Genomic DNA, 21,887 nt, shown 5'->3' with positions numbered 1-21,887 from the left:
CCCGAAACACCGACTACCATTGTGAGACCGCGTGACCTCGCGGTGTCGCCGTCTCCGGGAGTACCAGCCAGTGGCCTTGATCGTGCAGAAGTTCGGTGGTTCATCCGTCGCGGACGCCGAGAGCATCAAGCGCGTGGCGAAGCGGATCGTCGAGACGAAGAAGGCCGGCAACGACGTGGTCGTGGCGGTGTCGGCGATGGGCGACACCACCGACGAACTCGTCGACCTGGCGCACTCCGTCACGCCGATCCCCGCCGGCCGTGAGCTCGACATGCTCCTGACCGCAGGGGAGCGCATCTCGATGGCGCTGCTCGCGATGGCGATCAAGAGCCTCGGGGTCGAAGCGTCCTCCTACACCGGCAGCCAGGCCGGCATGCTCACCGACGCCCAGCACGGCAAGGCCCGCATCGTCGACGTCACCCCGAAGCGCGTGCGCGAGGCGCTCGACTCCGGCCACGTCGCGATCGTCGCCGGGTTCCAGGGCTTCAACCGCACCACGGGCGAGATCACCACGCTCGGCCGCGGCGGCTCGGACACCACGGCCGTCGCCCTCGCCGCAGCACTCGACGCCGACGTCTGCGAGATCTACACCGACGTCGACGGCATCTTCACCGCCGACCCCCGTGTCGTGCCGAAGGCCCGCAAGGTCGACCGCGTCACCAGCGAGGAGATGCTCGAGCTCGCAGCCTCGGGTGCCAAGGTCCTGTACATCCGCGCCGTCGAGTACGCCCGGCGGCACGGCGTCACCCTGCACGTCCGGTCCTCGTTCAACAACAACGAGGGCACCATCGTCTACAACCCTGCCGAGGGGGAAACCGTGGAAGAACCGATCATCACCGGGATCGCCGGAGACCTCTCCGAGGGCAAGATCACCGTCGTGGGGGTCCCGGACCAGCCGGGCAAGGCCGCCGAGATCTTCACGAACGTCGCGCGCGCCGGGGCGAACATCGACATGATCGTCCAGAACGTGTCGGCGGCGTCGACCGGGCGGACGGACATCTCGTTCACCCTGCCGAAGGACCAGGGCCAGACCGTGCTGACGGCGCTCGAGGTCGCGAAGGCCGACATCGGCTACGAGAGCATCCAGTACGACGACCAGATCGGCAAGCTCGCCCTGGTCGGCGCCGGGATGCGCACGAACGCCGGTGTCTCGGCGCAGCTCTTCCGTGCCCTGCACGACGCGTCGATCAACATCGAGATGATCTCCACCTCCGAGATCCGCATCTCGGTCGTCACCCGCGCCGACACCCTGAACGAGGCGATGCGCGTCGTGCACAGCGCGTTCGGCCTCGACGCCGATGCCGAGGCCGTCGTCTACGCCGGCACCGGCCGCTGACGCCCGCCGACCCGTCGATCCGCTGAACCACCAGGAGCACCGCATGAGCACCCTCACCGTCGCCGTCGTCGGCGCCACCGGCCAGGTCGGCGCCGTGATGCGTCGCCTGCTCGAAGAGCGCGCGTTCCCGGCCGACCGGGTCCGTTTCTTCGCGAGCGCCCGTTCCGCCGGCACGACGCTGCCGTTCCGCGGCGAGCAGATCGTGGTCGAGGACTCCGAGCTCGCCGACCCGTCCGGCATCGACATCGCGCTGTTCTCCGCCGGGGCCACCGCCTCGCGGGCCCTCGCGCCGAAGTTCGCCGCAGCCGGGGCGCTCGTCGTCGACAACTCGAGCGCCTGGCGCATGGACCCCGACGTCCCGCTCGTCGTGAGCGAGGTGAACCCGCACGCCATCGACCAGGCGCCGAAGGGCATCATCGCGAACCCGAACTGCACGACCATGGCGATCATGCCGGTGCTCAAGGTGCTCGACACCGAGTCCGGGCTCCGCCGACTGGTCGCGACGACCTACCAGGCGGTCTCGGGTTCCGGGCTCGCCGGGGTCGAGGAACTCCTGGGTCAGGCGAAGGCCGCGCTCGAGCAGGACACCGCTGCGCTGACGCACGACGGATCCGCCGTGACGTTCCCCGAGCCCGTCAAGTACGTCCGCCCGATCGCCTTCGACGTCGTGCCGCTCGCCGGCAGCATCGTCGAGGACGGCCTGGGCGAGACCGACGAGGAGAAGAAGCTCCGGAACGAGAGCCGGAAGATCCTCGAGCTCCCCGACCTGCTCGTCGCCGGCACGTGCGTGCGCGTCCCCGTGTTCACCGGGCACTCCATCTCGGTGCACGCCGAGTTCGAGCGTCCGCTGTCGCCCGAGCGTGCGACCGAGATCCTGTCGAGCGCAACCGGAGTCGAGCTCTCCGACGTCCCGACCCCGCTGCAGGCCGCCGGCCAGGACCCGGCGTTCGTCGGCCGCATCCGTGCGGACCAGTCCGCGCCCGAGGGGCGCGGCCTCGTCCTGTTCGTCAGCAACGACAACCTGCGGAAGGGCGCCGCGCTCAACGCGGTGCAGATCGCGGAGACGATCGTCGCGCGCCGCTCCGTGGACGCGTAGCGCGCCGAGCGCGACCAGCAGACGGACAGGAGGCCCGTGGCGACACCGCCACGGGCCTCCTGTCCGTCTGTCGGGTGCCGCCGGTAGGATCGACGGGTGGCAGAGCAGCAGGTGGAACCCATCGACGTCGTCCTGATCGGCGGAGGCATCATGAGTGCCACGCTCGGGGCCATCATCCACAAGCTCGAGCCCAGCTGGAAGATCCGCGTGTACGAGCGGCTCGGCACGGTTGCGCAGGAGTCCTCGAACCCGTGGAACAACGCCGGTACCGGGCACTCGGCACTGTGCGAGTTGAACTACACGCCGGAACTGCCGGACGGCCGTGTCGACATCGCGAAGGCCGTCACGGTCAACGAGCAGTTCCAGGTCTCGCGGCAGTTCTGGGCGCACCTGGTCGAGACCGGCGTGCTGCCGGAGCCGTCGAACTTCATCAACCCCACGCCGCACATCTCCTTCGTGTGGGGCGACGCCAACGTCGCCTACATGCGTGCCCGGTACGAGGCCATGCGTGACCACCCGCTCTTCGCGGGCATCGAGTTCTCGGACGACCCGGCGCAGATCCGGAAGTGGGCGCCGGCACTGATCCCCGGCCGCAAGAAGGACCAGCCGATCGCGGCGACGTACTCGGCAGCCGGCTCGGACGTCGACTTCGGGTCGCTCACCCGCCAGCTCTTCGACCAGCTCGAGATCGACGGTGTCGAGTTCGAACCCTCGCACCAGGTCACCAACCTGACCCGCTCGAAGGTGTCCGAGGGCTGGGTGCTCAACGTCCGCAACGAGATCGGCCGGTCGACGCAGCGCATCGCCGCGAAGTTCGTCTTCGTCGGCGCCGGTGGCGGAGCCCTGCACCTGCTGCAGAAGTCCGGCATCCCGGAGATCCGGGGCTACGGCGGCTTCCCGGTGTCGGGCGAGTTCCTGCGCACCGACGACCCCGAGGTGGTGCAGAAGCACTCCGCCAAGGTCTACGGCAAGGCCAGTGTCGGCGCCCCGCCGATGTCGGTGCCGCACCTCGACACCCGCATCGTCGACGGTGGTTCGTCGCTGATGTTCGGGCCGTACGCCGGGTTCAGCCCGAAGTTCCTGAAGCAGGGCTCGGTCCTCGACCTGTTCCGCTCGATCCGGCCGCACAACCTCCGCCCGATGCTGAGCGTCGCGTTCTCGAACTTCGACCTGGTCCGCTACCTGGTCGGCCAGCTCCTCGCGTCGAAGCACACCAAGTTCGAGGCGCTCCGTGACTTCATGCCGAGCGCCGAGCCCGAGCACTGGCACCGCATCACCGCTGGGCAGCGCGTCCAGGTGATCAAGCCCGACAAGGACAAGGGCGGCGTGCTGCAGTTCGGCACCGAGGTCATCACCGCCGCCGACGGTTCGATCGCGGGGCTGCTCGGGGCGTCGCCGGGAGCCTCGACCGCCGTGCCGATCATGCTCACGATGCTGCACCGGTGCTTCCCGGACCGGTGGGACGCCTGGCAGGACGACGTCCGAGCAATGGTGCCGACCTACGGGCAGGACCTCGGCGACGACCCGGAGCTGGCGGACGCCACGCTCGAGCGCACCGCGAAGGTGCTCGGCCTGCACCACTGAGGACTGCCCCGGACCGCTCCGGCTTGCGGTCCGTTCGAACGTGTGTTCGAATGACGGCATGCGGTGGAGTGGACAGGCGATCGATGCCGAGCAGAGTGGCGCGCTGCCCGGGATGGAGTCGAACAGCGGGTTCGTCCGGAGCGTGACGACGCCCGAGTTCGCCGGGGTGACCTTCCACGAGGTCCTGGCGAAGAGCGCTCTGAACCGGGTGCCGAGCGCGGACGGCTCGGGGACGTACGGCTGGACGATCAACCCGTACCGCGGGTGCAGCCACGCCTGCGTGTACTGCTTCGCCCGCCCGACGCACACGTACCTGGAGTTCGACGGCGGCGCCGACTTCGACCAGCAGATCGTGGTGAAGACGAACGTCGCCGAGGTGCTGCGGCGTGAGCTCGGCAAGCCCTCGTGGGACCGCCACCCGGTGGCGCTCGGCACGAACACCGACCCGTACCAGCGGGCCGAGGGGCGGTACCGCCTGATGCCCGGTGTGATCGAGGCGCTGGCGGAGTCGCGCACCCCGTTCAGCATCCTGACGAAGGGCACGCTGCTGCGCCGCGACCTCCCGCTGCTGGTCGAGGCGGCGAAGGTGGTGCCGGTCGACCTCGCGATGTCGATCGCCGTGTACGACGACTCGCTGCAGCAGTCGGTCGAGTCCGGCACCCCGACGACGTCGGCCCGGCTGGCGACCGTGCGGGCCATCCGCGACGCGGGGCTCGACTGCGCGGTGTTCCTGATGCCGGTGCTGCCGTACATCACCGACACCCGCGCACACCTCGACGACGCCATCGGTCGGGCGACCGCGGCCGGCGCGACGAGCATCATGTACTCGGCGCTGCACCTGCGACCCGGCGTCAAGCCGTGGTGGTTCGAGTGGCTCGGCCGCGAGCGACCCGACCTGGTGCAGCGGTACCGCGCGATGTACCTCGACAACACGTACGCGCCGAAGGACTACCGACGGTGGCTGTCGGAGCGCATCCGCCCGATCCTGGCGGCGCACGGGGTCGGACTGGGGCGGGTGGACCCGGCGACGGGGTCGATGGGCTTCTCCGAACCGCGAACGCTGCAGTCGGGCGTGCCGCAGGAGCAGTCGGTGCCGACGGTGTCACCGCTGAAGCGCGCCGACCCCGGGTTCGACCGGCGGCTGCTCCGGCCGGCGGCGGCACAGACGCTGTTCTGAGGGGCGCCCGTCCGGGGCGTGTCCGGTCCACGTTCGGGGGACAGCAAGACCCCGGTCCGGGCCGCTATCATCGTGCGGGTCGCCGCACGGCCCCGGATTCGGGGTACACGGCCGCTGCTCCGGTGGTTGGATCGTGGACGGCGCCCTCGCCACCCGGAAGGATCCACCTCGTGCTCGGCATCCCCACGCACCTCGCACCGCGAGTGAACGCGTGGTCGACCGTGCGCGCATTCCACGCCGGTGCCATCGGGTCCCTGTCGGCCGCGGCCATCACGCTCGTGCTCTACGGCCTGTCCGAGCCCGGGGTGCAGGTCGTCGGCACCGCGCTGGCGGTCGTCCCGATGCTCGCCATGATCGGTGTGCACGTGCAGTTCGGCACCCGGGTCTCGGCGATCGCGTTCCTGGCCGTCGGCGGTGTCTGCGCCTGGTGGTTCGCCGTCGGGGTCCAGCAGCAGGTGCCGACCGGGTGGGTGACCTCGTACCTGATGTCCCTCGTCGTGATCCCGCTCATCCTGGTCGGGGGAGCGGGGGCCGTGCCGAGCCGCGTCGTGCTGTGGTCCTTCGTGGGCTTCCTGACCGGACGACTCGCGACCTGGATCGCCATCGTGCAGGCCGACCAATCGCCCCGTCCGCTCATCCTGGCCTGGGTCACCTTGGGCTTCGTGGTCGCGCTCGTGCTCTTCACGACCCGCAGCACGGGGCGGAGCGAACGGGTGCAGCCCGAGCTCCTGCGCTCGGCGCGCGAAGAACACGTGTCCGCCTACCGCGCCGGGGTCGAGGCCGAGGCGTCCGCGATCCTGCACGACACCGTGCTCAACCACCTGGGCGCGATCACCCTCGCGCCGGACGGCCCGATGGACCCGCACCTCGCCGAGACGGTCGACGCCGACGTCGCGGTGCTCACCGGCAAAGGGTGGCTCGCGCCGGCCGCCCGCCCGCGTCCCGGGGCTGCGGCCGAGGCGTTCGGTGCCATGGTCGACGAACACCGGACGCTCGGGCTCGACGTGACCGTCTCCGGTGACACCTCCGCGCTCGAACGGCTGGACCAGCGTGCACTGTCGGCGGTCGTCCGAGCCGTCGGCCAGTGCCTGGCCAACGTGCGGAAGCACGCGGGCACCGACGCCGCCGAGGTGAGCGTGTTCGACGACAGCGCGTCCTGCACCGTCATGGTCGTCGACGACGGTCGTGGGTTCGACGAGGACGCCACCGGAGCCGACCGGATGGGCCTCCGCGGTTCGGTGCGTGAGCGGATCGGCCGGGTCGGCGGTGACGTCCAGATCTGGTCGTCGCCCGGCTCCGGCACGAGCGTCATGATGACCGTGCCGTACGGACCGGTCACCGGCGCGGTCACCGTGCCCGTGATCAGTGACGACCGGGGGACCGGGCGATGACGGCGGCACGGCAGCGCGGGTCCCGCCGCACCGCGCAGCAGTACGACCCGCTCGGCGCGATGGGGTCGCGGCCCCTGGCCCTCGTGCTCGGGGCCGGCAGCGTCGTCTGGGCCCTGCTCGTGTCGATCTTCGACCGCGACGTCGTGGGCAGCCCCACGCTCAGCGCCCTCACGGTGCTGCTCGTCGCGGCCTCGGCGGTGGTGGTGCTCGCTGCCTCGAGCCCGTTCCGTGCGCCGTTCCCGCGGTCCGCGTTCGTCGCGCACGTGGGCTTGCTCGGCCTGGCGTCGGTCATGAGCGTCGCGGCGCAGTGGGGGCCGGACCGCAGCGCCCTGAACGACTTCATGTCCCTGATCACCGCGACCGGCATCGTCATGGTCGCGCCGTACCGTCCGTGGACCGACCTGACGATCGGCGGGCTCGTCCTGGCCGCCGTGAACGCCGTGACCTGGGGCGCTGGTGCAGCCGAGTTCCCGCACGAGGTGCCGGTCGCCGTCGCGGCGTTCCTGGCCGCGGCCCCGACGCTCGTGCTGACCGCCGCGTCCGCGGTGTTCGCCTGGACCTTCGCCGGGCTCGCCGAACGGGTGCAGATCCGTGCCGGGTCGTACTCCGTCGCGCGTGCCGAGCGGGACGGCATCGCGGCGAGCGTGCAGCAGGACCGCTCGACGATCCTGTCCCGCGACGTCGCCCCGTTCTTCGCCGAGCTCCGCACGCGCGACGTCATCACCGACGCCGACCGTGCCCGTGCCCGCGCGATCGCCGACGGCATCCGGGCGTCCATGGTCGCCGACGCCGATCGCACCTGGTTCGAGCACGCCGTCCGGGTCGACGGCGGCCAGGCACCGGTGGTCGACGACCCCGACGGCCTCATCGCGACGCTCGACACCGACCAGCGGGCGGTCGTCCGCACCTTCGTCCGTGCGGCCCTCCGCGCGTCGACCGTCGACCCGGCCGGGTTCCGCGCGACCGTGCGACGCGCACACACGGTGGCGGACCAAGCAGCCCAGGCACCCGCACCTGCTCGTGTGTCCGTCGACATGGAGCTCGCCGTCGCGGACTCCGACATCGGCATCCACCGCACCTTCGACCCCTACTTCGCCGTCCTCCGCGTGACGTTCCCCGACCTCGACGTCGCGGTCCGCCCTTCCGCCCTCGCACTAAGGTTTTCCTATGACCAGCACTGACCCGAACAGGCTCTCGGAGGGGTCGCCGTCCCTCCCGAACCCGGGAGCACGCCGTGTGCGGCTGGCCATCCTCGACGACCACGAGGTGCTGCTGGACAGCCTGTCGAGCTGGATCGCGGTGAACGCGTTCGACTTCGACCTGGCCCTGACCGCGCACACCTGGCTCGAGATGGTCCACAGCGACAGCTTCCCGACCGACCTGGTGTTCCTCGACTTCCAGCTCAAGGAACCCGTCTCGATCGAGGCCCGCGTCCGCACCTGCCGTGCCGCCGGCGCGAAGGTGATCGTGCTCTCGAGCGTCGACAGCCGTGAGTCCCGCGACCGTGCCCTGGCCGCCGGCGCCGCGGCGTTCCTGTCGAAGTCGCTCCCGATGCGCGAGGTCATGGACGTCGCCCGCGAGATCATGGGCGTCGCCCGCGAGACCCCGCAGCCCCGGGAATGGCGTCCGCTGCCGACGGGCGCCGCCGCCCACCAGCGGCCGAAGCTCAGCGCCGGTGAAGAAGAGGCGCTGCGGCTCTACGTGTCCGGCTACTCGACGAACGAGGTCGCCGCGCAGATGAACGTGCAGTACGAGACCGCCAAGACCTACCTGCGTCGCGTGCGCGAGAAGTACAGCAAGGTGGGCCGCCCCGCCTCGAAGAAGTCCGACCTCATCCGGCGGGCCGCCGAGGACGGGTTCCTCGCGTAGTGGCGAAGCTCTACTTCCGCTACGGCGCGATGAACAGCGGCAAGAGCACGGGCCTGCTGCAGGCGGCGTACAACTACGAGGAGCGCGGGCACCGGGTGCTGCTCGCCAAGCCCGCCGTGGACACCAAGGGCGACCGTGAGATCGTCTCGCGCCTGGGCGTCACCCGGACCGTCGACATCGTCTTCTCCCCGGATGCCGACGTGCGCCAGGCCGTGACCGCCGCCGGTGCCGTCGACCCCGAGTCGGGCCGCCTGGACGGCATGGTGCGGCCCGTCAGCTGCGTGCTCGTCGACGAGGCGCAGTTCCTCACCCCGCGGCAGGTCGACGACCTGCTGCGCATCGCGGTGCTCGACGAGATCCCGGTCATCACCTACGGCATCCGCACGGACTTCCGCACCGAGGCGTTCCCCGGCAGCGCCCGCCTGCTCGAGGTCGCGCACTCCCTCGAAGAGCTGAAGACCATCTGCCGCTGCGGCCGCAAGGCGGTCTTCAACGCCCGCACGGTCGACGGTCGGTTCGTCTTCGACGGCTCCCAGGTCGCGATCGACGGCGTCGACGTCGCCTACGAGTCGCTCTGCGCCAACTGCTACCTGACGGAGTCCGGCGGCCGCCTCGACGGCGCCTGACCGCGCGGCGCCCGAGACGCAACCGAAGGGCGGACTGGAGGCGCGGCGCGGCCCCGCCACGGGCCTCCAGTCCGTCGCGTGCACCGGAATGCGCGCGCGCCCGCGCGCGTTGGTGACCACATGACCGACGACACCCTGCACCTGTCCGTCCTCGACCTGGCCACCCGCGAGTACGGCCAGTCCAACACCGAGGCCCTGCAGGGGTCCATCGACATGGCCGTGCACGCCGAGCAGCTCGGGTACGAGCGGTTCTGGGTCGCCGAGCACCACGGGATGCCTGGGATCACGTCCTCGGCCCCGGCGGTGCTGCTGAGCGCCGTGGGTGCGGCCACCTCGACCATCCGCATCGGTTCGGGCGGCGTCATGCTGCCGAACCACGCGCCCCTCGTCGTCACCGAGCAGTTCGGCACGCTCCGCGCCCTGTACGGCGACCGGGTCGACCTCGGGCTCGGGCGCGCTCCCGGCACCGACGGCGCCACGGCGATGGCCCTCCGTCGCACGGACCGACTCGACGTCGACGACTTCCCGGACCGTCTGGCCGACCTGATCGGGTTCTTCACCGGCATGGGCGCGGAGAACCCGCTGGCCGGCATCCGCGCCGTGCCGGGCTACGGCGACGTGCCGGAGTTCTGGCTGCTCGGGTCCTCCGGCTACAGCGCCCAGGTCGCCGGTGCGCTCGGCATCTCGTTCGCGTTCGCCCACCACTTCGCGTCGGACAACACCGAGGCCGCGCTCGCCCTGTACCGCGACTCGTTCCGTCCGTCGCGCTTCCGCCAGACGCCGAACGCGCTGATCGGGGTGCAGGTCGTCACCGACGAGGACCCCGCCGTCATCGACGAGCAGAGCGCCCCGGGCATGATCTCGTTCATCCGGATGCGCTCGGGCCGGAAGCCCGAGCCGGTGTCGATTGACGAGGCGCGTGCGTACGAGTTCAACGACCTCGAGCGTCGGTTTATCGCGGCCCGCACCGAACGTCAGGCCTACGGCAACGCCGAGCAGGTCGCCGAGAAGATCAACGCGCTCGTGGCGTCGACCGGCGCGAACGGCGTGATCGTGTCGCCCGGTGCTGCGCAGGCGCGGTACCGGCACCAGGCGCTCGACGTCGTGGCCGGGCTGCACGCCGCCGGCAAGCTCCTGCCCGCGGGTGCGGCTGCTGCGTCCGTCGGCTAGTCAGTCGAGTTCGTTCGCTTCGTGAGCAGGAATGGTCGGGTGTCCACTGGGCACCCGACCATTGCTGCTCACGGAGTTCCGCGGAGGCTCAGGTGAGCAAGCCCAGGCGCGTGGCCGCGGCGACGGCACCGACGCGGGAGCCGACGTCGAGCTTGCGGAACACGTTGTAGACGTGCCGCTTGACGGTGCCGATCGCGAGCTGCAGGTCGGCGGCGATCTCGGCGTTGCTGCGTGCGGCGGCGATGAGTCGCAGGACCTCGAGCTCGCGGTCGCTCAGCGGTGAGCCGGCACGGGCCTCCGTGACCAGGTCGACGGGGAACGTGACCGGAGCCGCATCGGCATGTGCCGCACGCGCGATCCGGTCGACGAGTTCGCGGCTCGGGGTGTCCTTCGTGACGAAGTCGACCGCACCGGCGTCGAGCAGGGTGCGGCGGAGGACCGCGTCGCGGTGCATCGTGAGCACCACCACCCGGATGTCCGGGCGGGTGCGGCGGATCGTGGCGATCGTCGTCCGTGCCGGAGGACCGTCCAGTTCGACGTCGAGCAACAGGACGTCGACCGCGGCGGCCTCGGGGGAGTCGAGCACCTCGGCCGGTCGCTCGCCGTGTGCGACGACGCGGATCGTGGGGACCGCAGCCAGGATGGTGGCGAGCCCTTCACGGAACAGCCGGTGGTCGTCGACGATGGCGACGTGGGTGACGGTCACAGGGTGCCCCTCGGGATCCTCAGGCGGACGGTGGTGCCGTGCTGTCGGCTGCCGCGGGTGCTCTCGACGTCGAGCCGTGCGCCGATCACCGCGGCGCGCTCGCGCATCGTCTGCTGCCCGAGGCGACCGTCGGCGTCGCGCTGCACGTCGAAGCCCGGGCCGTCGTCGGTCACCGTCACCACCACGGCAGCGGGGGACCACGCGAAGTGCACCGAGGTCGTCGACCCCGGGGCGTGCTTGCTGCGGTTCGTGAGCGCCTCGAGCAGGATCGTCAGCGCTTCCTCCGCCTGCCAGTTCGGCAGTGGACCGGAGGTGCCCGTCGACTCGATGGACAGGTGGTCGTCGTCGGGGAACAGGTCGTGCACGTGCCGACGGAGCGCGTCGTCCAGCAGTGCGTCACCGACGCGGGCGTGCAGGCTCACCGCGAGGTCCTGCACGTCGCCGAGCGCACTCCGGAGCAACCGTGCCGCGTCGTCGAGCTGCGCGGCACGCTCGTCCGAGGGCGGGTCCGTCAGCAGGACGAGGTCGAGGCGCTGCAACCCGGCGAGGATCCCGTGTGCCACGCGGTCGTGCAGGTCTCGCGCGATCTGCGTGCGGGAGTCCAGGTGTGCCGTGGTGACGCGCTGGCGCAGTGCCTCCGTGTACGCGACCGCCCCGGCCGGGAACCGGCTCCAGATGCCGGCGTGCAGGGCTCTGGTGGCACGCAGGACCTCGGCAGTGGACTCCGCGCCGACCTCGTCGACGAAGACCGGCAGGTAGGCGTCGAAGAGCATCTCCGCCGCGAGCATGGCGCCGGCCGGGTGCTGGGCGTGCTCGGCGTGCAGACTGCCGGTCGCCAGGTGCTCGGGGTCGAGGAACGTGTGGCTCACGACGCTGCCGTCGGCCCCCGCCGCGTAGCGCTCGTGGGCCTCGGCGATCATCGACGTGACGTTCTCCGTCAGGTTCTTCGCGAGCACCGGGTCGTCCGCGATGTCGGGGAACTCCGCGGCGATCGTGGTGAGCACGGCGGCGAGGGGATGGTCGTTCTGCATGGCGCTTGCGAGCGTAGCGGGAGGTGGTGTTCACAGCGGGGGACGAACGGACCGAGTGGGTCGTGCGACCCATCGGACAGACGAGCTGTACCGGAAAGCAGAAGGCCCTGGTTCCGGAGAACCAGGGCCTTCTTCGTACTGTCTCAACACAGTGTCGGGGTGACAGGATTTGAACCTGCGACCTCCTCGTCCCGAACGAGGCGCGCTACCAAGCTGCGCCACACCCCGCGGTGTGATCACTCCGTACCGGAGCAACCCGACAATACTATCCGATGATCCAGGGTGCTCACGACCATCCGGCGAACTCCCGGGCGCGTCGGCTCAGGAAGCCCGTGCGGTGAGGGTGACCACGACGGCCTCGGGCCGGCAGGCGAACCGGACGGGGGCGTAGATCGAGGTGCCGAGACCCGCGGAGACCTCGAGCCACGACCAGTGGTTGCGGTGCTCCCACTTGTGCAGCCCGCTGGCGTACCGGCGGGGGAGGTCGCTGTTCGTGACGAGCGCACCGACCCCGGGGACCGCCACCTGACCGCCGTGGGTGTGCCCGGCGAAGATGACGTCGGCGCCCTGGGTCACGAAGGCATCGAGCACGCGACGGTAGGGGGCGTGCGTGACACCGATCGCGACCGGCGCGGGGCCGTCCTCGTCCTCGGACCACGGCACGTCACTGCGCATCTCGTCGACGTTGGTGGGCAGCAGGTCGAGGCGGTCCCAGTCGCGGTGCGCGTCCGAGGTGCCGAACAGCTCGAAGCGGGAGCCGCGGAGTTCGATCGCGTGCGCCTGGTCGTTGAGGTCCAGCCAGCCGAGCGACTCGAAGAACGCCGTCTGCCGATCGATGTCGAGCCCGACGGGCTCCGCGGCCTTGTGCATCCGGCTCGGCCCGGAGAAGTACTTGAGCGGGTTGCGCGGGGACGGCCCGAAGAAGTCGTTCGACCCGTAGGCGAAGACGCCGGGCACCCCGCGGAACGGCTCGAGCGCGTACTCCACGGCGGCGTTCGCGGTCGCGTGGCCGAGGTTGTCCCCGGTGTTCACGATGAAGTCCGGTTCGACCAGGCTCAGGTCGCGCAGCCACTGCTGCTTGTCGGCTTGCCACGGGGCCATGTGGATGTCGGACAGGTGCAGGACCGTGACGTCACGGGAACCCGGCGGGAGCACCGGGACGGTCTCCCACCGGATCCCGAAGCGACGGCGTTCGACGAGCGAACCCCAGGCTGCCGAGGCAACTCCGACGGCCGCACCGGCTGCGAGGACCCCGAGTGCCGCGCGCCCGCGGGTCACTTGCAGTCCTTGGGCGCCTTGCCGTTCTTGTCGCCGTACAGCTTGATCCGCACCTGGTCGCCCTTGTTCGCCGTGGCACTGATCGCCGGGTCGACCGCGGCGACCTTGCAGGTCTTGTCACCGCCGCCCTTGGCGTAGTCCTCGGTGAGGCTGACGTTCGTGAAGCCAGCGTCGTTCAGGGCCGAGCGGGCATCCCCGAGGGAGTCGCCGCCGATCTCCGGAACCGTCGCCTGGGTGCCGTCCGACGTGTAGACGGTGACGCTCGAACCCGAGGACAGGAGTGCACCGGCCGCCGGGGACGTCGAGGTCACGGAACCGGGGTTGCCGGGGCCGGGTCGGGCACCGCCGTCGACGTAGGTGAACCCGGCGCCGGAGATGGCCGCACGGGCCTCGTCTGCGGTCTTGCCCTGCAGGTTCGGCAGCGCCTTGGCGTTGCCGCGCAGCGCCGAGCTGTTCGGGTCGGTGAACGCGCCGGCCGGGTACGTGGCGTTGATCGGGGTCATCGCCTGCCTCCAGACGTCGGCACGGACACCGGCGTACGTGCCGTTCACCCCGTTGCTGTAGTGACGGAGGTTGTTCAGCTTGCCGTCCGTGTTGCCCTGCCAGTAGGCGGTCGCGACGCGCGAGCTCGCACCCACGAGCCAGATCTGGTTCGCGGTGTCCGTCGTGCCCGTCTTCGCGAAGAGCTGCGTGCCGTCCGGGGTCTGGGCGCCACGCGCGGTACCGCTCGTGATGGTGCCCTTCATCGCGTAGACGGCTGCGTGCGCGACCTCGGGGTCGATGGCCTGCTTGCAGTCCTTCGTCTGGCCGCCGAGCTTCTTGCCGGACGGCGAGGTGATCTCGTCGATGGCGATCGGCTTGCAGTAGATGCCGTTGTTGGACACGGCTGCGTAGGCGGCCGCCATCGTCATGGGCGCGATGTCGTTCGTCCCGAGGACAGCCGACGGGTTGTACTGCAGCTCGCCGCCGTCCGCGCGGTGCACACCGAGCGACTCGGCGGTGTCCCGGATGTCACAGAGGTCGAGCTTCTGCGCCATGTTCAGGAACGCCAGGTTGATGGATCCGGCAGTCGCTGCTGCGACGGTGTAGTTGCCGCTCTCACCCGGGCTGTCGTTCTTGGGGTTGTAGTCGCCCGCGTAGACGGGCTGCCCGCACGCGGTCCAGCCGGTCGACATGTTCCGCGGCGCACCGCTCACGACCTCGTTGAGACCGTGTCCGGCCTGCAGCCAGGCGAGCAGCGTGAAGAGCTTGTACGTCGATCCCGTCTGGAAACCGCCGGAGTTGCCGTACTTGTAGTCGACGCTGTAGTTGATGCTCGTCGACGTCGGCGCGGACTTGAGGGACTGGTCGTAGTCCTTGTTCTGCGCCATCGTGATGATGCGTCCGGAGCCGGCTTCGATGGAGTTGAGCGTCGCACCGAGGGCGAGGTTGGTCTCGGCCTTGTTGTCGTACGTGTTGACGAGGCGCTTCTGCTCGGCGTTCAGGTTGATGTTCAGCGTCGTCTGGATCTTGTAGCCGCCGTTGCGCCAGGCGGTGTCGCGGGCCTTCTGCGACGAGCCGAGCTGCGACATCTCCTTGACGACCTTGACCGCGTAGTCGCAGAAGAACTGCGAACCGTCACCGACCGAGGCACGGCAGCCCTGCGAGGGCTCGGTCAGGTGCACGTAGTCCGCCGGCTTCGACTGGCGGGCCGTGCGGTACTCGGCCTCGGTGAGGTTCTTCTGGTCGTACATGGAACGGAGCACGACGTCGCGTCGGGCGACATTGGCCTCGTACTTCTTCGGGTTCGACAGGTTGCGCGCCTCGGGGTACTGCACGATCGCGATGAGCGACGCGGCCTCGGCCGGGGTCAGGTCGGTGGCGCTCTTGTTGTAGTAGTGCTGCGCCGCCGCCTGCACGCCGTACGTCTGGTCGCCGAAGTAGGCGATGTTCAGGTAGGCGGTGAGGATCTCCTTCTTGGAGTACTTCTTCGCCAGGCCGATCGCGAGCTTCATCTCCTCGAGCTTGCGGGGGATGGTCTGCTCGACGGCCTCGTTGTAGGCCTTGACCTGCTCCTTCTTCGTGGGGAGCTCGAGTGCCTGCTGCATCTTGATGTTGCGGACGAGCTGCATCGTGAGCGTCGACCCGCCACCGGATTCGCCCAGGCCACCGGCGATGCTGCCCACACCGGCACGCACCAGGGAGGTCATGTCGACGCCGCCGTGGTCGTAGAAGCGCTTGTCCTCGCCGTCGATCGCGGCGTTCTTCAGCTGGTCGCTGATCTGGTCGAACTTCAGCTCTTGGCGGTTCTGGTCGTAGACCGTCGCGAAGTGCGTCGACTTGCCGCCCGAGTACGCGTACAGCTCGTTGCGCTGGGGGAGGTCACCGATCTCGATGTACTCCGGCAGGGACTCGAACACCCCGATCGTGGACGTCGTCGTGACACCGGCGACCGCGATGGCCGGCGTGACGCCGATCGTGACGAGCAGGCCGGCGAGGGCACTGAACCCGACGAATCCGATGAAGGCGCCGACTGCTGAGACGGGCTTGGTCCGCGATGCAGACGTCTTCTGGGCAGACATAGGATGCAGCCTAAACGACACCCCCGACTGAAAGGCTGGCAAGGAACCGCATGACTCGCTGGGAGTACTTCACCACGCCGCTGATGATCCACAACACCACCGCGATCCTCAACAACTACGGGGACGAGGGCTGGGAGCTGGTCCAGATCGTCACCGGACCCGAGGGCGGTCTCGTCGCCTACCTGAAGCGCCCCAAGGCCGACGCATGAGCGTCTCCGACCGGCTCGCCGCGCTCGGCCTGACGATCCCCGCGGTCGCCGCGCCCGTCGCCGCGTACGTGCCCGCCGTCGTGACGGGACAGTACGTCTACACGGCCGGCCAGCTGCCGTTCGTCGACGGCGCCCTGCCCGTGACCGGCAAGGTCGGCACCGCCGTCGACGCCGAGACCGCCGCCGCCCAGGCCCGTGTGGCCGCGCTGAACGCCCTGGCCGCCGTGCAGTCGGTCGCCGGGTCGCTCGACCGCGTGGCGCGGGTCGTCAAGGTCACGGTCTTCGTCGCGTCGGACCCGTCGTTCACCGGGCAGCCCGGTGTCGCGAACGGGGCGTCGACCCTGGTCGGCGAGGTCTTCGGTGACGCCGGCGTCCACGCGCGGAGCGCGGTGGGCGTCGCGGTGCTCCCGCTGGACGCGCCGGTCGAGGTCGAGCTGGTGGTGGAGCTCACCGCCTGACGGACCGTCAGTCGAACGCAGGACGTGAGCAGGGCCTCCAGTCTGGATCTGACTGGAGGCCCTGCTTCCGTCTGGCGGGACTACATGAGTTCCGAGATGGTCGCCATGATCGTCGGGTCGGCGAGCGTCGTCGTGTCGCCGATGCGGCGGCCCTCGGCCGCGTCGCGGAGCAGCCGACGCATGATCTTGCCGGAGCGCGTCTTCGGCAGCTCCGGCACGATGACGACCTGGCGTGGCTTCGCGATCGCGCCGATCCGCTTGCCGACCCAGTTGCGGAGCTCCGCGGAGGCGGCGTCGCGGTCGACGTCGGCGGCGGCGTCGGCCGTCAGGATGACGAACGCGACGACGGCCTGCCCGGTGGTCTCGTCGGCGGCACCGACCACGGCCGCCTCGGCCACGCCCTCGTGGCCGACCAGGGCGGACTCGATCTCGGCGGTCGACAGGCGGTGGCCCGAGACGTTCATGACGTCGTCGACGCGTCCCTGCACCCAGATGTCGCCCTGCCCGTCGAGCCGCGCGCCGTCGCCGGCGAAGTAGCGGCCGGGGAACCGCGACCAGTACGTCTCGACGAACCGGTCCGGGTCGTTCCAGATCCCGCGGGCCATCGACGGCCACGGCTCGGTGATCGTCAGGTAGCCGCTCTCGCCCGGGTCGGCGCGGTTGCCGTCGTCGTCGACGATCTCGGCGACGATGCCGGGCAGGGGCGTCTGCGCGGCGCCGGGCTTGAGCTTCGTGACGCCGGGCAGCGCGGAGATCATGATCGCGCCGGTCTCGGTCTGCCACCACGTGTCGACGATCGGCGTGCGGTCGTGGCCGATGACCTGCCGGTACCACTGCCACGCCTCGGGGTTGATCGGTTCGCCGACGCTGCCGAGCAGGCGGAGGGTCTCGAGGCTGCGCGCCTCGGGGATCTCGCGGCCGGCCTTCATCGCCGCGCGGACCGCCGTCGGTGCGGTGTACAGGACGGTCACGCCGTAGGCGTCGACGAGGTCCCACCAGCGGCCGGGCTTCGGCTCGTCGGGGGTGCCCTCGTAGAGCACCTGGGTGACGCCGTTGGCGAGCGGGCCGTAGACGACGTAGGAGTGCCCGGTGATCCAGCCGATGTCGGCGGTGCACCAGTAGACGTCCTTCTCCGGGTGCATGTCGAAGACGTTCTTGTGCGTGTAGGCCGCCTGCGTCAGGTAGCCACCGGAGGTGTGCACGATGCCCTTCGGCTTCCCGGTCGTGCCCGAGGTGTACAGGATGAAGAGCGGCGTCTCGGCGGGGAACGCCGGGGCCTCGTGGTTCGGCGCCGCCTTGGCGAGCTCGTCGTGCCACCAGAGGTCGCGGTCGTTCCAGGCGATGTCGTTGCCGCCGCGCTTGACGACCAGGACGTGCTCCACCGTGTCGGTGCCCTCGCCGGTCAGTGCCTCGTCGACGGCGGGCTTGAGCGGTGAGACGACACCCCGCCGCCACCCGCCGTCCGCGGTGACGACGAGCTTCGCGCCGGCGTCCTCGATGCGGGCGCGGAGGCTCTCCGCGCTGAACCCGCCGAAGACGACCGAGTGCACGGCACCGATGCGGGCGACGGCGAGCATCGTCACGACGGCCTCGGGGATGAGCGGCAGGTACACGACCACCCGGTCGCCCTGGCCCACACCGAGGTCGGTGAGCATGTTCGCGGCGCGCTGCACCTCGGCGGTCAGCTCGGCGTAGGTGATGCGGCGCGTGTCGCCGGGAGCACCCTCGAAGTGGATCGCGACCCGGTCGCCGTTGCCGGCGCGGACGTGTCGGTCGAGGCAGTTCTCGGCGACGTTGAGCGTGCCGTCGGCGAACCACTTCGCGAACGGGGCGCCCGACCAGTCCAGGGTCTGCGTGAACGGGGTGCGCCAGTCGAGCAGGGAGCGGGACTGCTCGGCCCAGAACGCCTCACGGTCGGCTGCTGCCGCGTGGTGGAGGTCCTCGCCGGCGACCGCGTCGGCCACGAACTCGGGCGGCGGTGCGAAGGTCGCTCCGTCGTCGCCTCGGGGGTCGGTCTGGGTCGGAGTGGACATCGATGTCCTTTCGCGTCGTTGCGGCCTCTAGTGGCATCCGTCGTGGTTGCGTGCGTGCATCCGCGGCGGTTGCGTGCGTGCATCCGTCGCCGGTGCCTGCGTGCATCCGGAGACTACCCCTCGGCCGGGTCGGGGCGCGGCACGCCCGGAGGTCGTGTCCGGGGTTGCCCTCGAGGGCCGATCGTGGGGTACAGTAGTTCCCGCTGGACTCGTTTCCGGCGGCATCGAATCGGATTCCCCCCAATCCCTCGATGTCAAGGCGGCACCTGTTCCCCCCAACCGGTGCCGCCTCTTCTGTTTCCCGGGGTCCGACTCGAGCGACGGTTGCTCGTCGGGCCCCGTCGTGTGCCCCGATCCGCGCAGGGACGCCGGTCGCGTGGACAGACCGGTCCATGCTCGTGCATGCATTCTGCATGTTCTCGCGTAGCAGGTGCTACGCACAGTCCGGCCGTGGGAAGCGGGGGTGGTGGGTCACCCCGAGCGCGTCGGTGTCGCATCATCAACCGGGGTACGGCTTTCCGTTTCGGGGGACAAACCGGTCCGTTGGTGGGGCATACCGACGTTGTCCACAGAAGTGGGGACCGTCTCATCGGGGCGGTCGGTCGCTCCCTACCGTCGGCGGCATGCCCCTGCACCGTGCTCCTCTTCCTCCCCGCGCGTCGGCGTCGGAGTCCCCTTCGGCCTCGGTGTCCGCCGCGTCGCCGTCTCATGCCTCGGCACCCTTCCTTCCAGGGGCCGCGCCGCCGGCGCGTCGCCGGGCCGCCGTGGTCGTCGAGTTCGAGGAACTCGCCGCCCTGGTGACCGATGCCACCGTGACGGACGTCCTGGTGCTCGGCGGCGTGGGGACGTGGGTCGACCGCGGGACCGGCCTCGAAGCCGTCCAGCCGCGACTGACCGAAGCGCGCGCCCGCGAGCTCGCGACCCGCCTCGTCGCGCTCGGCGGTCGCCACGTCGACGAGTCGAAACCAACTTTTTGACAGATTTCTGACCTGGGAGTTTCATTTTTTCGCAGTCCGGGAGCGGACTTCGCGCTCATCGTGCGGCTGACACGGTCCGGAGCTCCCTGGCGAGGTCTCCGAGGCCAGTCACGTGCGCCCAGGGTGTCACGTTCGGCTCTGTGCCCGGCGGCAGTGCGCACCAGGCGCGCAGACTGTCGACCTGCACGGTCGTCCGACCGAACTCGGGGACCTGACCCTCTGGCAACTCGGGCGGGCGCACGTCGAGGAACGCGAACAACGCCTTTTCCATCCCGGTCGGACCGACCCCTGGGCCGATCGAGGCCACCGCTCGAGCGCAGGTGGGGCAGAGGTAGCCGTACAGGTCGTCCGGCCGGCGCCTGCCGCCGAGCAGTCCCGGAGCCACGGCGCGGAGGGGGCCCCAGACGTACTCGGTCTGCTTCCGCATCGCGGACACTGCGCCCACCCCGCACAGGAGGCAGCCTCGCATGGCCGTCCGGAACTCGGTTCCCTCGGGCGGTGGGACGAGCCGCGGGCCGTCGGTCAGGTCCGCCAGCATCTCTCCGTACGCCTCGCGGAAGGAGTCGACGAGGCGTGCACTGAGGTGCGCCCAGCGGGCCTCGGTGGGCATCACGAAGTCATGCCGGATTGTCGGAGTGATCGAGGCTGACCATCGGGCCGCGCCGCCAAGGCCGCGGAATCGGTGCATCGCGGTCCGGACGCTCTTCTGGCCTCCCCGGACGATCGAGCGCCAGTCCATCCCGATGACGTCCGGCACGAGCAGCATCGCCTCGAAGGCGAGCGTGGCGTACCAGCGGTCGCCGAGTGTGCGGGCGAGCGTGGGGTACTCATCCACGAGTGCAGCCGCGGCCCGGTTCCGCGTGCGGCACCGCCTGCACTGCGAGACCTCCACATCAAGCGGCTCGATGTCCTCGGTGCGGATGAAGGGCTGGCCACCCCGCATCGGGAACGCGACTTCGCGAGCGGTGGCGGTGACCAGTTCGGTCGGGCCATCGACCGCCAAGACGATCGTTCCGCAGTCTCGGCAGGGGAGTCCCGGAGTATCGCCGGGCTCCTGGATGCGCCCACTCATGAGGAACTCCCGCCACTGCGTCGGGTTGAGGGCCGGGCTCATCGACGGCTCCGATCGGTCTTGCCTGGACGGAGGCGGGAGGCACGGACGCGCGCTGCGAGGGCCGCGGCCCGTTCTTGCAGATCGTTCTGCGCGCGGGTGTTGTAGTCCTTGGCCCAGGCGGGAGGTTCGGCCTCGAAGCGTGTCGGCTCGATGATCGCGGCGAAGGCATCCGGGTGGTCCGGCTCACCGTGGCCGTGCGAGTGCTTGCCGCAGTTGCAGGAGAACACCTGGCGCACGGAGCCGCGTTCATCCACGCGGATCCCGGCCTGCCACCGCTGCTCAGCAGGAGCAATCGGGTCAACGACCGTGAAGGTCGCCTTGCGAGCGCGGTCGTTGTGAATCCGTTCGGCTGCGGCCTCGTGGTCCTGCTTGGAGGCCTGCTGGGCATCCTGCGAGGCGACCGCATCGGCGTGCGTCACGCGCACGAAGCGCGGCTGGGCGGGGCTCATCGGGCAGCCCTGACCGGGTGGCGGTTCGGGTGGCGTCGATCCGGGGTGGTCTTCGCCTCGGGCAGGGTGAGCGCGGGGCTCGACAGCCCGCGCGGGCCGGGAGCCGGGATCGAGAGGGTCAGGCCCTTCTCGTAGCGATAGTGGCAGAAGCCATTCACGCGGGGGAGGCAGTAGACGCCCGGCTGCGCAGCGCACTGCGGGCACGGGAGGGCTAGCGCGTTCTCGACCCGCTGGCGCGAGAGGGCGAGGCTGTTTCGGGTCCGGCGCTCGTCCTGGAGCTCCAACCCGATGCGCATCGCTTCGGTCTTGGTAGGGGGCATGGATCGGCCTTCGATCTCAGGCCCGGCCCTACTGCCAGCGGCGTCCGTGGACGGGGGAGATGCCTCCCGCGTCTGGTCACACCGTACTACTGTTGCAGGCAAGGTTTCGACCTATAGTAGGCAGGGATTGGCGACGCTCGCTCTGGGTGCCCGACTTCATGCGGAACGCGGCCGCAGGCGCTGTGCAGTGGGAACGACCACGGCGCTGGGGTCGGGCTCCCTGACCGGGCGTTGCCTTTCCGACGAAGGAGACGAAGGAGCAGCCATGAGCGAGCAGCAGAAGACCACCCAGACGATGACGGCACGCACTCAGACGTTCTCGTACCAGCCGTCCCAAAGCACGAAGGCAGCACGCTCCCTCGCCGCCGTGGATCGGATCCGGGACCCCGAGAAGCGCTACCAGGCGTTCTCTCGGCACATGGCTCAGTTCCCGCCAACGATTGCTTCCTACTGAACGTCGGGTCCGACGGCGAAAGGCTGTCCTACCTACTCGGTACAGTCA

General features: G+C 70.2%; 21 protein-coding genes and 1 tRNA gene. 13 read left to right on the top strand and 9 right to left on the bottom strand.

The features are described from left to right. Positions 1–70 precede the first annotated feature (70 nt). The 9 genes from FFG40_RS14505 (at position 71) to FFG40_RS14465 (ending at position 10,249) form a co-directional block, all read left to right on the top strand. The gene (locus tag FFG40_RS14505; protein WP_017888681.1) at positions 71–1,336 is read left to right on the top strand and encodes an aspartate kinase; all 1,266 of its coding nucleotides are present in this window, start codon (positions 71–73) and stop codon (positions 1,334–1,336) included. A 43-nt stretch (positions 1,337–1,379) separates the two neighbouring features. Continuing rightward, a complete protein-coding gene (locus FFG40_RS14500) occupies positions 1,380–2,432 on the top strand; it encodes an aspartate-semialdehyde dehydrogenase (RefSeq protein ID WP_138803828.1) in 1,053 nt (350 codons plus the stop codon). Between the two features lie 96 nt (positions 2,433–2,528). Continuing rightward, entirely contained in the window at positions 2,529–4,016 is a 1,488-nt protein-coding gene (locus tag FFG40_RS14495; RefSeq protein ID WP_138803827.1) for a malate:quinone oxidoreductase, read from the top strand. A 58-nt stretch (positions 4,017–4,074) separates the two neighbouring features. Then, on the top strand, positions 4,075–5,193 hold the full coding sequence (locus FFG40_RS14490) for an Rv2578c family radical SAM protein (RefSeq protein WP_138803826.1): 1,119 nt from the start codon (positions 4,075–4,077) through the stop codon (positions 5,191–5,193). Positions 5,194–5,363: 170 nt separating this feature from the next. Further along, positions 5,364–6,584 carry a sensor histidine kinase gene (locus FFG40_RS14485; protein ID WP_138803825.1) on the top strand — a complete coding sequence of 407 codons (1,221 nt, stop codon included), beginning with the start codon at positions 5,364–5,366 and terminating at the stop codon, positions 6,582–6,584. Further along, positions 6,581–7,765 (top strand): hypothetical protein, encoded by a 1,185-nt coding sequence (locus FFG40_RS14480; RefSeq protein ID WP_138803824.1) that lies wholly within the window; start codon positions 6,581–6,583, stop codon positions 7,763–7,765. Before FFG40_RS14485 ends, FFG40_RS14480 begins: the two co-directional genes overlap by 4 nt. Further along, positions 7,752–8,453: a response regulator transcription factor gene (locus FFG40_RS14475; RefSeq protein WP_035808846.1), complete on the top strand. Its 702-nt coding sequence runs from the start codon at positions 7,752–7,754 to the stop codon at positions 8,451–8,453. Before FFG40_RS14480 ends, FFG40_RS14475 begins: the two co-directional genes overlap by 14 nt. Then, positions 8,453–9,079: a thymidine kinase gene (locus tag FFG40_RS14470; RefSeq protein ID WP_138803823.1), complete on the top strand. Its 627-nt coding sequence runs from the start codon at positions 8,453–8,455 to the stop codon at positions 9,077–9,079. Before FFG40_RS14475 ends, FFG40_RS14470 begins: the two co-directional genes overlap by 1 nt. A 120-nt stretch (positions 9,080–9,199) precedes the next feature. Further along, positions 9,200–10,249 (top strand): LLM class flavin-dependent oxidoreductase, encoded by a 1,050-nt coding sequence (locus FFG40_RS14465; RefSeq protein ID WP_138803822.1) that lies wholly within the window; start codon positions 9,200–9,202, stop codon positions 10,247–10,249. Between the two features lie 88 nt (positions 10,250–10,337). Here the strand turns inward: FFG40_RS14465 and FFG40_RS14460 are convergent, their stop codons facing one another. The 5 genes from FFG40_RS14460 to FFG40_RS14440 form a co-directional block, all read right to left on the bottom strand. Then, entirely contained in the window at positions 10,338–10,955 is a 618-nt protein-coding gene (locus FFG40_RS14460; RefSeq protein ID WP_138803821.1) for a response regulator, read from the bottom strand. Beyond that, positions 10,952–11,986 (bottom strand): sensor histidine kinase, encoded by a 1,035-nt coding sequence (locus tag FFG40_RS14455; RefSeq protein WP_138803820.1) that lies wholly within the window; start codon positions 11,984–11,986, stop codon positions 10,952–10,954. Before FFG40_RS14455 ends, FFG40_RS14460 begins: the two co-directional genes overlap by 4 nt. A 154-nt stretch (positions 11,987–12,140) precedes the next feature. Beyond that, positions 12,141–12,214 (bottom strand) — tRNA-Pro (locus FFG40_RS14450). 93 nt (positions 12,215–12,307) lie between these two features. Beyond that, positions 12,308–13,264, bottom strand: coding sequence for a metallophosphoesterase (locus FFG40_RS14445; protein WP_138803819.1), 957 nt, complete (start codon positions 13,262–13,264; stop codon positions 12,308–12,310). Next, on the bottom strand, positions 13,261–15,825 hold the full coding sequence (locus tag FFG40_RS14440; protein ID WP_138803818.1) for a transglycosylase domain-containing protein: 2,565 nt from the start codon (positions 15,823–15,825) through the stop codon (positions 13,261–13,263). Before FFG40_RS14440 ends, FFG40_RS14445 begins: the two co-directional genes overlap by 4 nt. Before the next feature lie 50 nt (positions 15,826–15,875). Here FFG40_RS14440 and FFG40_RS14435 point away from each other — a divergent pair, with 50 nt between their 5' ends. Together FFG40_RS14435 and FFG40_RS14430 are read left to right on the top strand one after the other, a co-directional pair. After that, a complete protein-coding gene (locus FFG40_RS14435) occupies positions 15,876–16,034 on the top strand; it encodes a DUF4177 domain-containing protein (RefSeq protein WP_017888699.1) in 159 nt (52 codons plus the stop codon). Continuing rightward, a complete protein-coding gene (locus FFG40_RS14430; protein WP_138803817.1) occupies positions 16,031–16,492 on the top strand; it encodes a RidA family protein in 462 nt (153 codons plus the stop codon). Before FFG40_RS14435 ends, FFG40_RS14430 begins: the two co-directional genes overlap by 4 nt. Before the next feature lie 80 nt (positions 16,493–16,572). On the opposite strand, the gene acs is transcribed toward FFG40_RS14430, so the two are convergent. Further along, entirely contained in the window at positions 16,573–18,525 is a 1,953-nt protein-coding gene (acs, locus tag FFG40_RS14425) for an acetate--CoA ligase (protein WP_138803816.1), read from the bottom strand. 623 nt (positions 18,526–19,148) lie between these two features. On the opposite strand from acs, the gene FFG40_RS17175 reads away from it, so the two are divergent. Then, positions 19,149–19,502 (top strand): hypothetical protein, encoded by a 354-nt coding sequence (locus tag FFG40_RS17175; RefSeq protein ID WP_185974199.1) that lies wholly within the window; start codon positions 19,149–19,151, stop codon positions 19,500–19,502. A 55-nt stretch (positions 19,503–19,557) separates the two neighbouring features. Here the strand turns inward: FFG40_RS17175 and FFG40_RS14415 are convergent, their stop codons facing one another. From FFG40_RS14415 to FFG40_RS14405, 3 genes are read right to left on the bottom strand one after another with little or no spacing between them, the layout of a single operon-like run. Further along, positions 19,558–20,616 carry a hypothetical protein gene (locus FFG40_RS14415; protein ID WP_138803815.1) on the bottom strand — a complete coding sequence of 353 codons (1,059 nt, stop codon included), beginning with the start codon at positions 20,614–20,616 and terminating at the stop codon, positions 19,558–19,560. Further along, on the bottom strand, positions 20,613–21,065 hold the full coding sequence (locus FFG40_RS14410) for a hypothetical protein (RefSeq protein WP_138803814.1): 453 nt from the start codon (positions 21,063–21,065) through the stop codon (positions 20,613–20,615). Before FFG40_RS14410 ends, FFG40_RS14415 begins: the two co-directional genes overlap by 4 nt. Continuing rightward, positions 21,062–21,385, bottom strand: a complete 324-nt coding sequence (locus FFG40_RS14405) for a hypothetical protein (RefSeq protein ID WP_138803813.1) — start codon at positions 21,383–21,385, stop codon at positions 21,062–21,064. Before FFG40_RS14405 ends, FFG40_RS14410 begins: the two co-directional genes overlap by 4 nt. Before the next feature lie 265 nt (positions 21,386–21,650). Between FFG40_RS14405 and FFG40_RS14400 the strand changes: the two genes are divergently transcribed. Further along, complete coding sequence (locus FFG40_RS14400) at positions 21,651–21,839, top strand: hypothetical protein (protein ID WP_138803812.1); 189 nt, start codon at positions 21,651–21,653, stop codon at positions 21,837–21,839. Positions 21,840–21,887: the final 48 nt, after the last annotated feature.

The sequence above is a fragment of the Curtobacterium sp. KBS0715 genome (assembly GCF_005938005.2).
In the GTDB taxonomy this organism is placed as follows: Bacteria; Actinomycetota; Actinomycetes; order Actinomycetales; family Microbacteriaceae; genus Curtobacterium; species Curtobacterium flaccumfaciens.
This window is presented reverse-complemented; position numbering and strand designations above follow the sequence as displayed.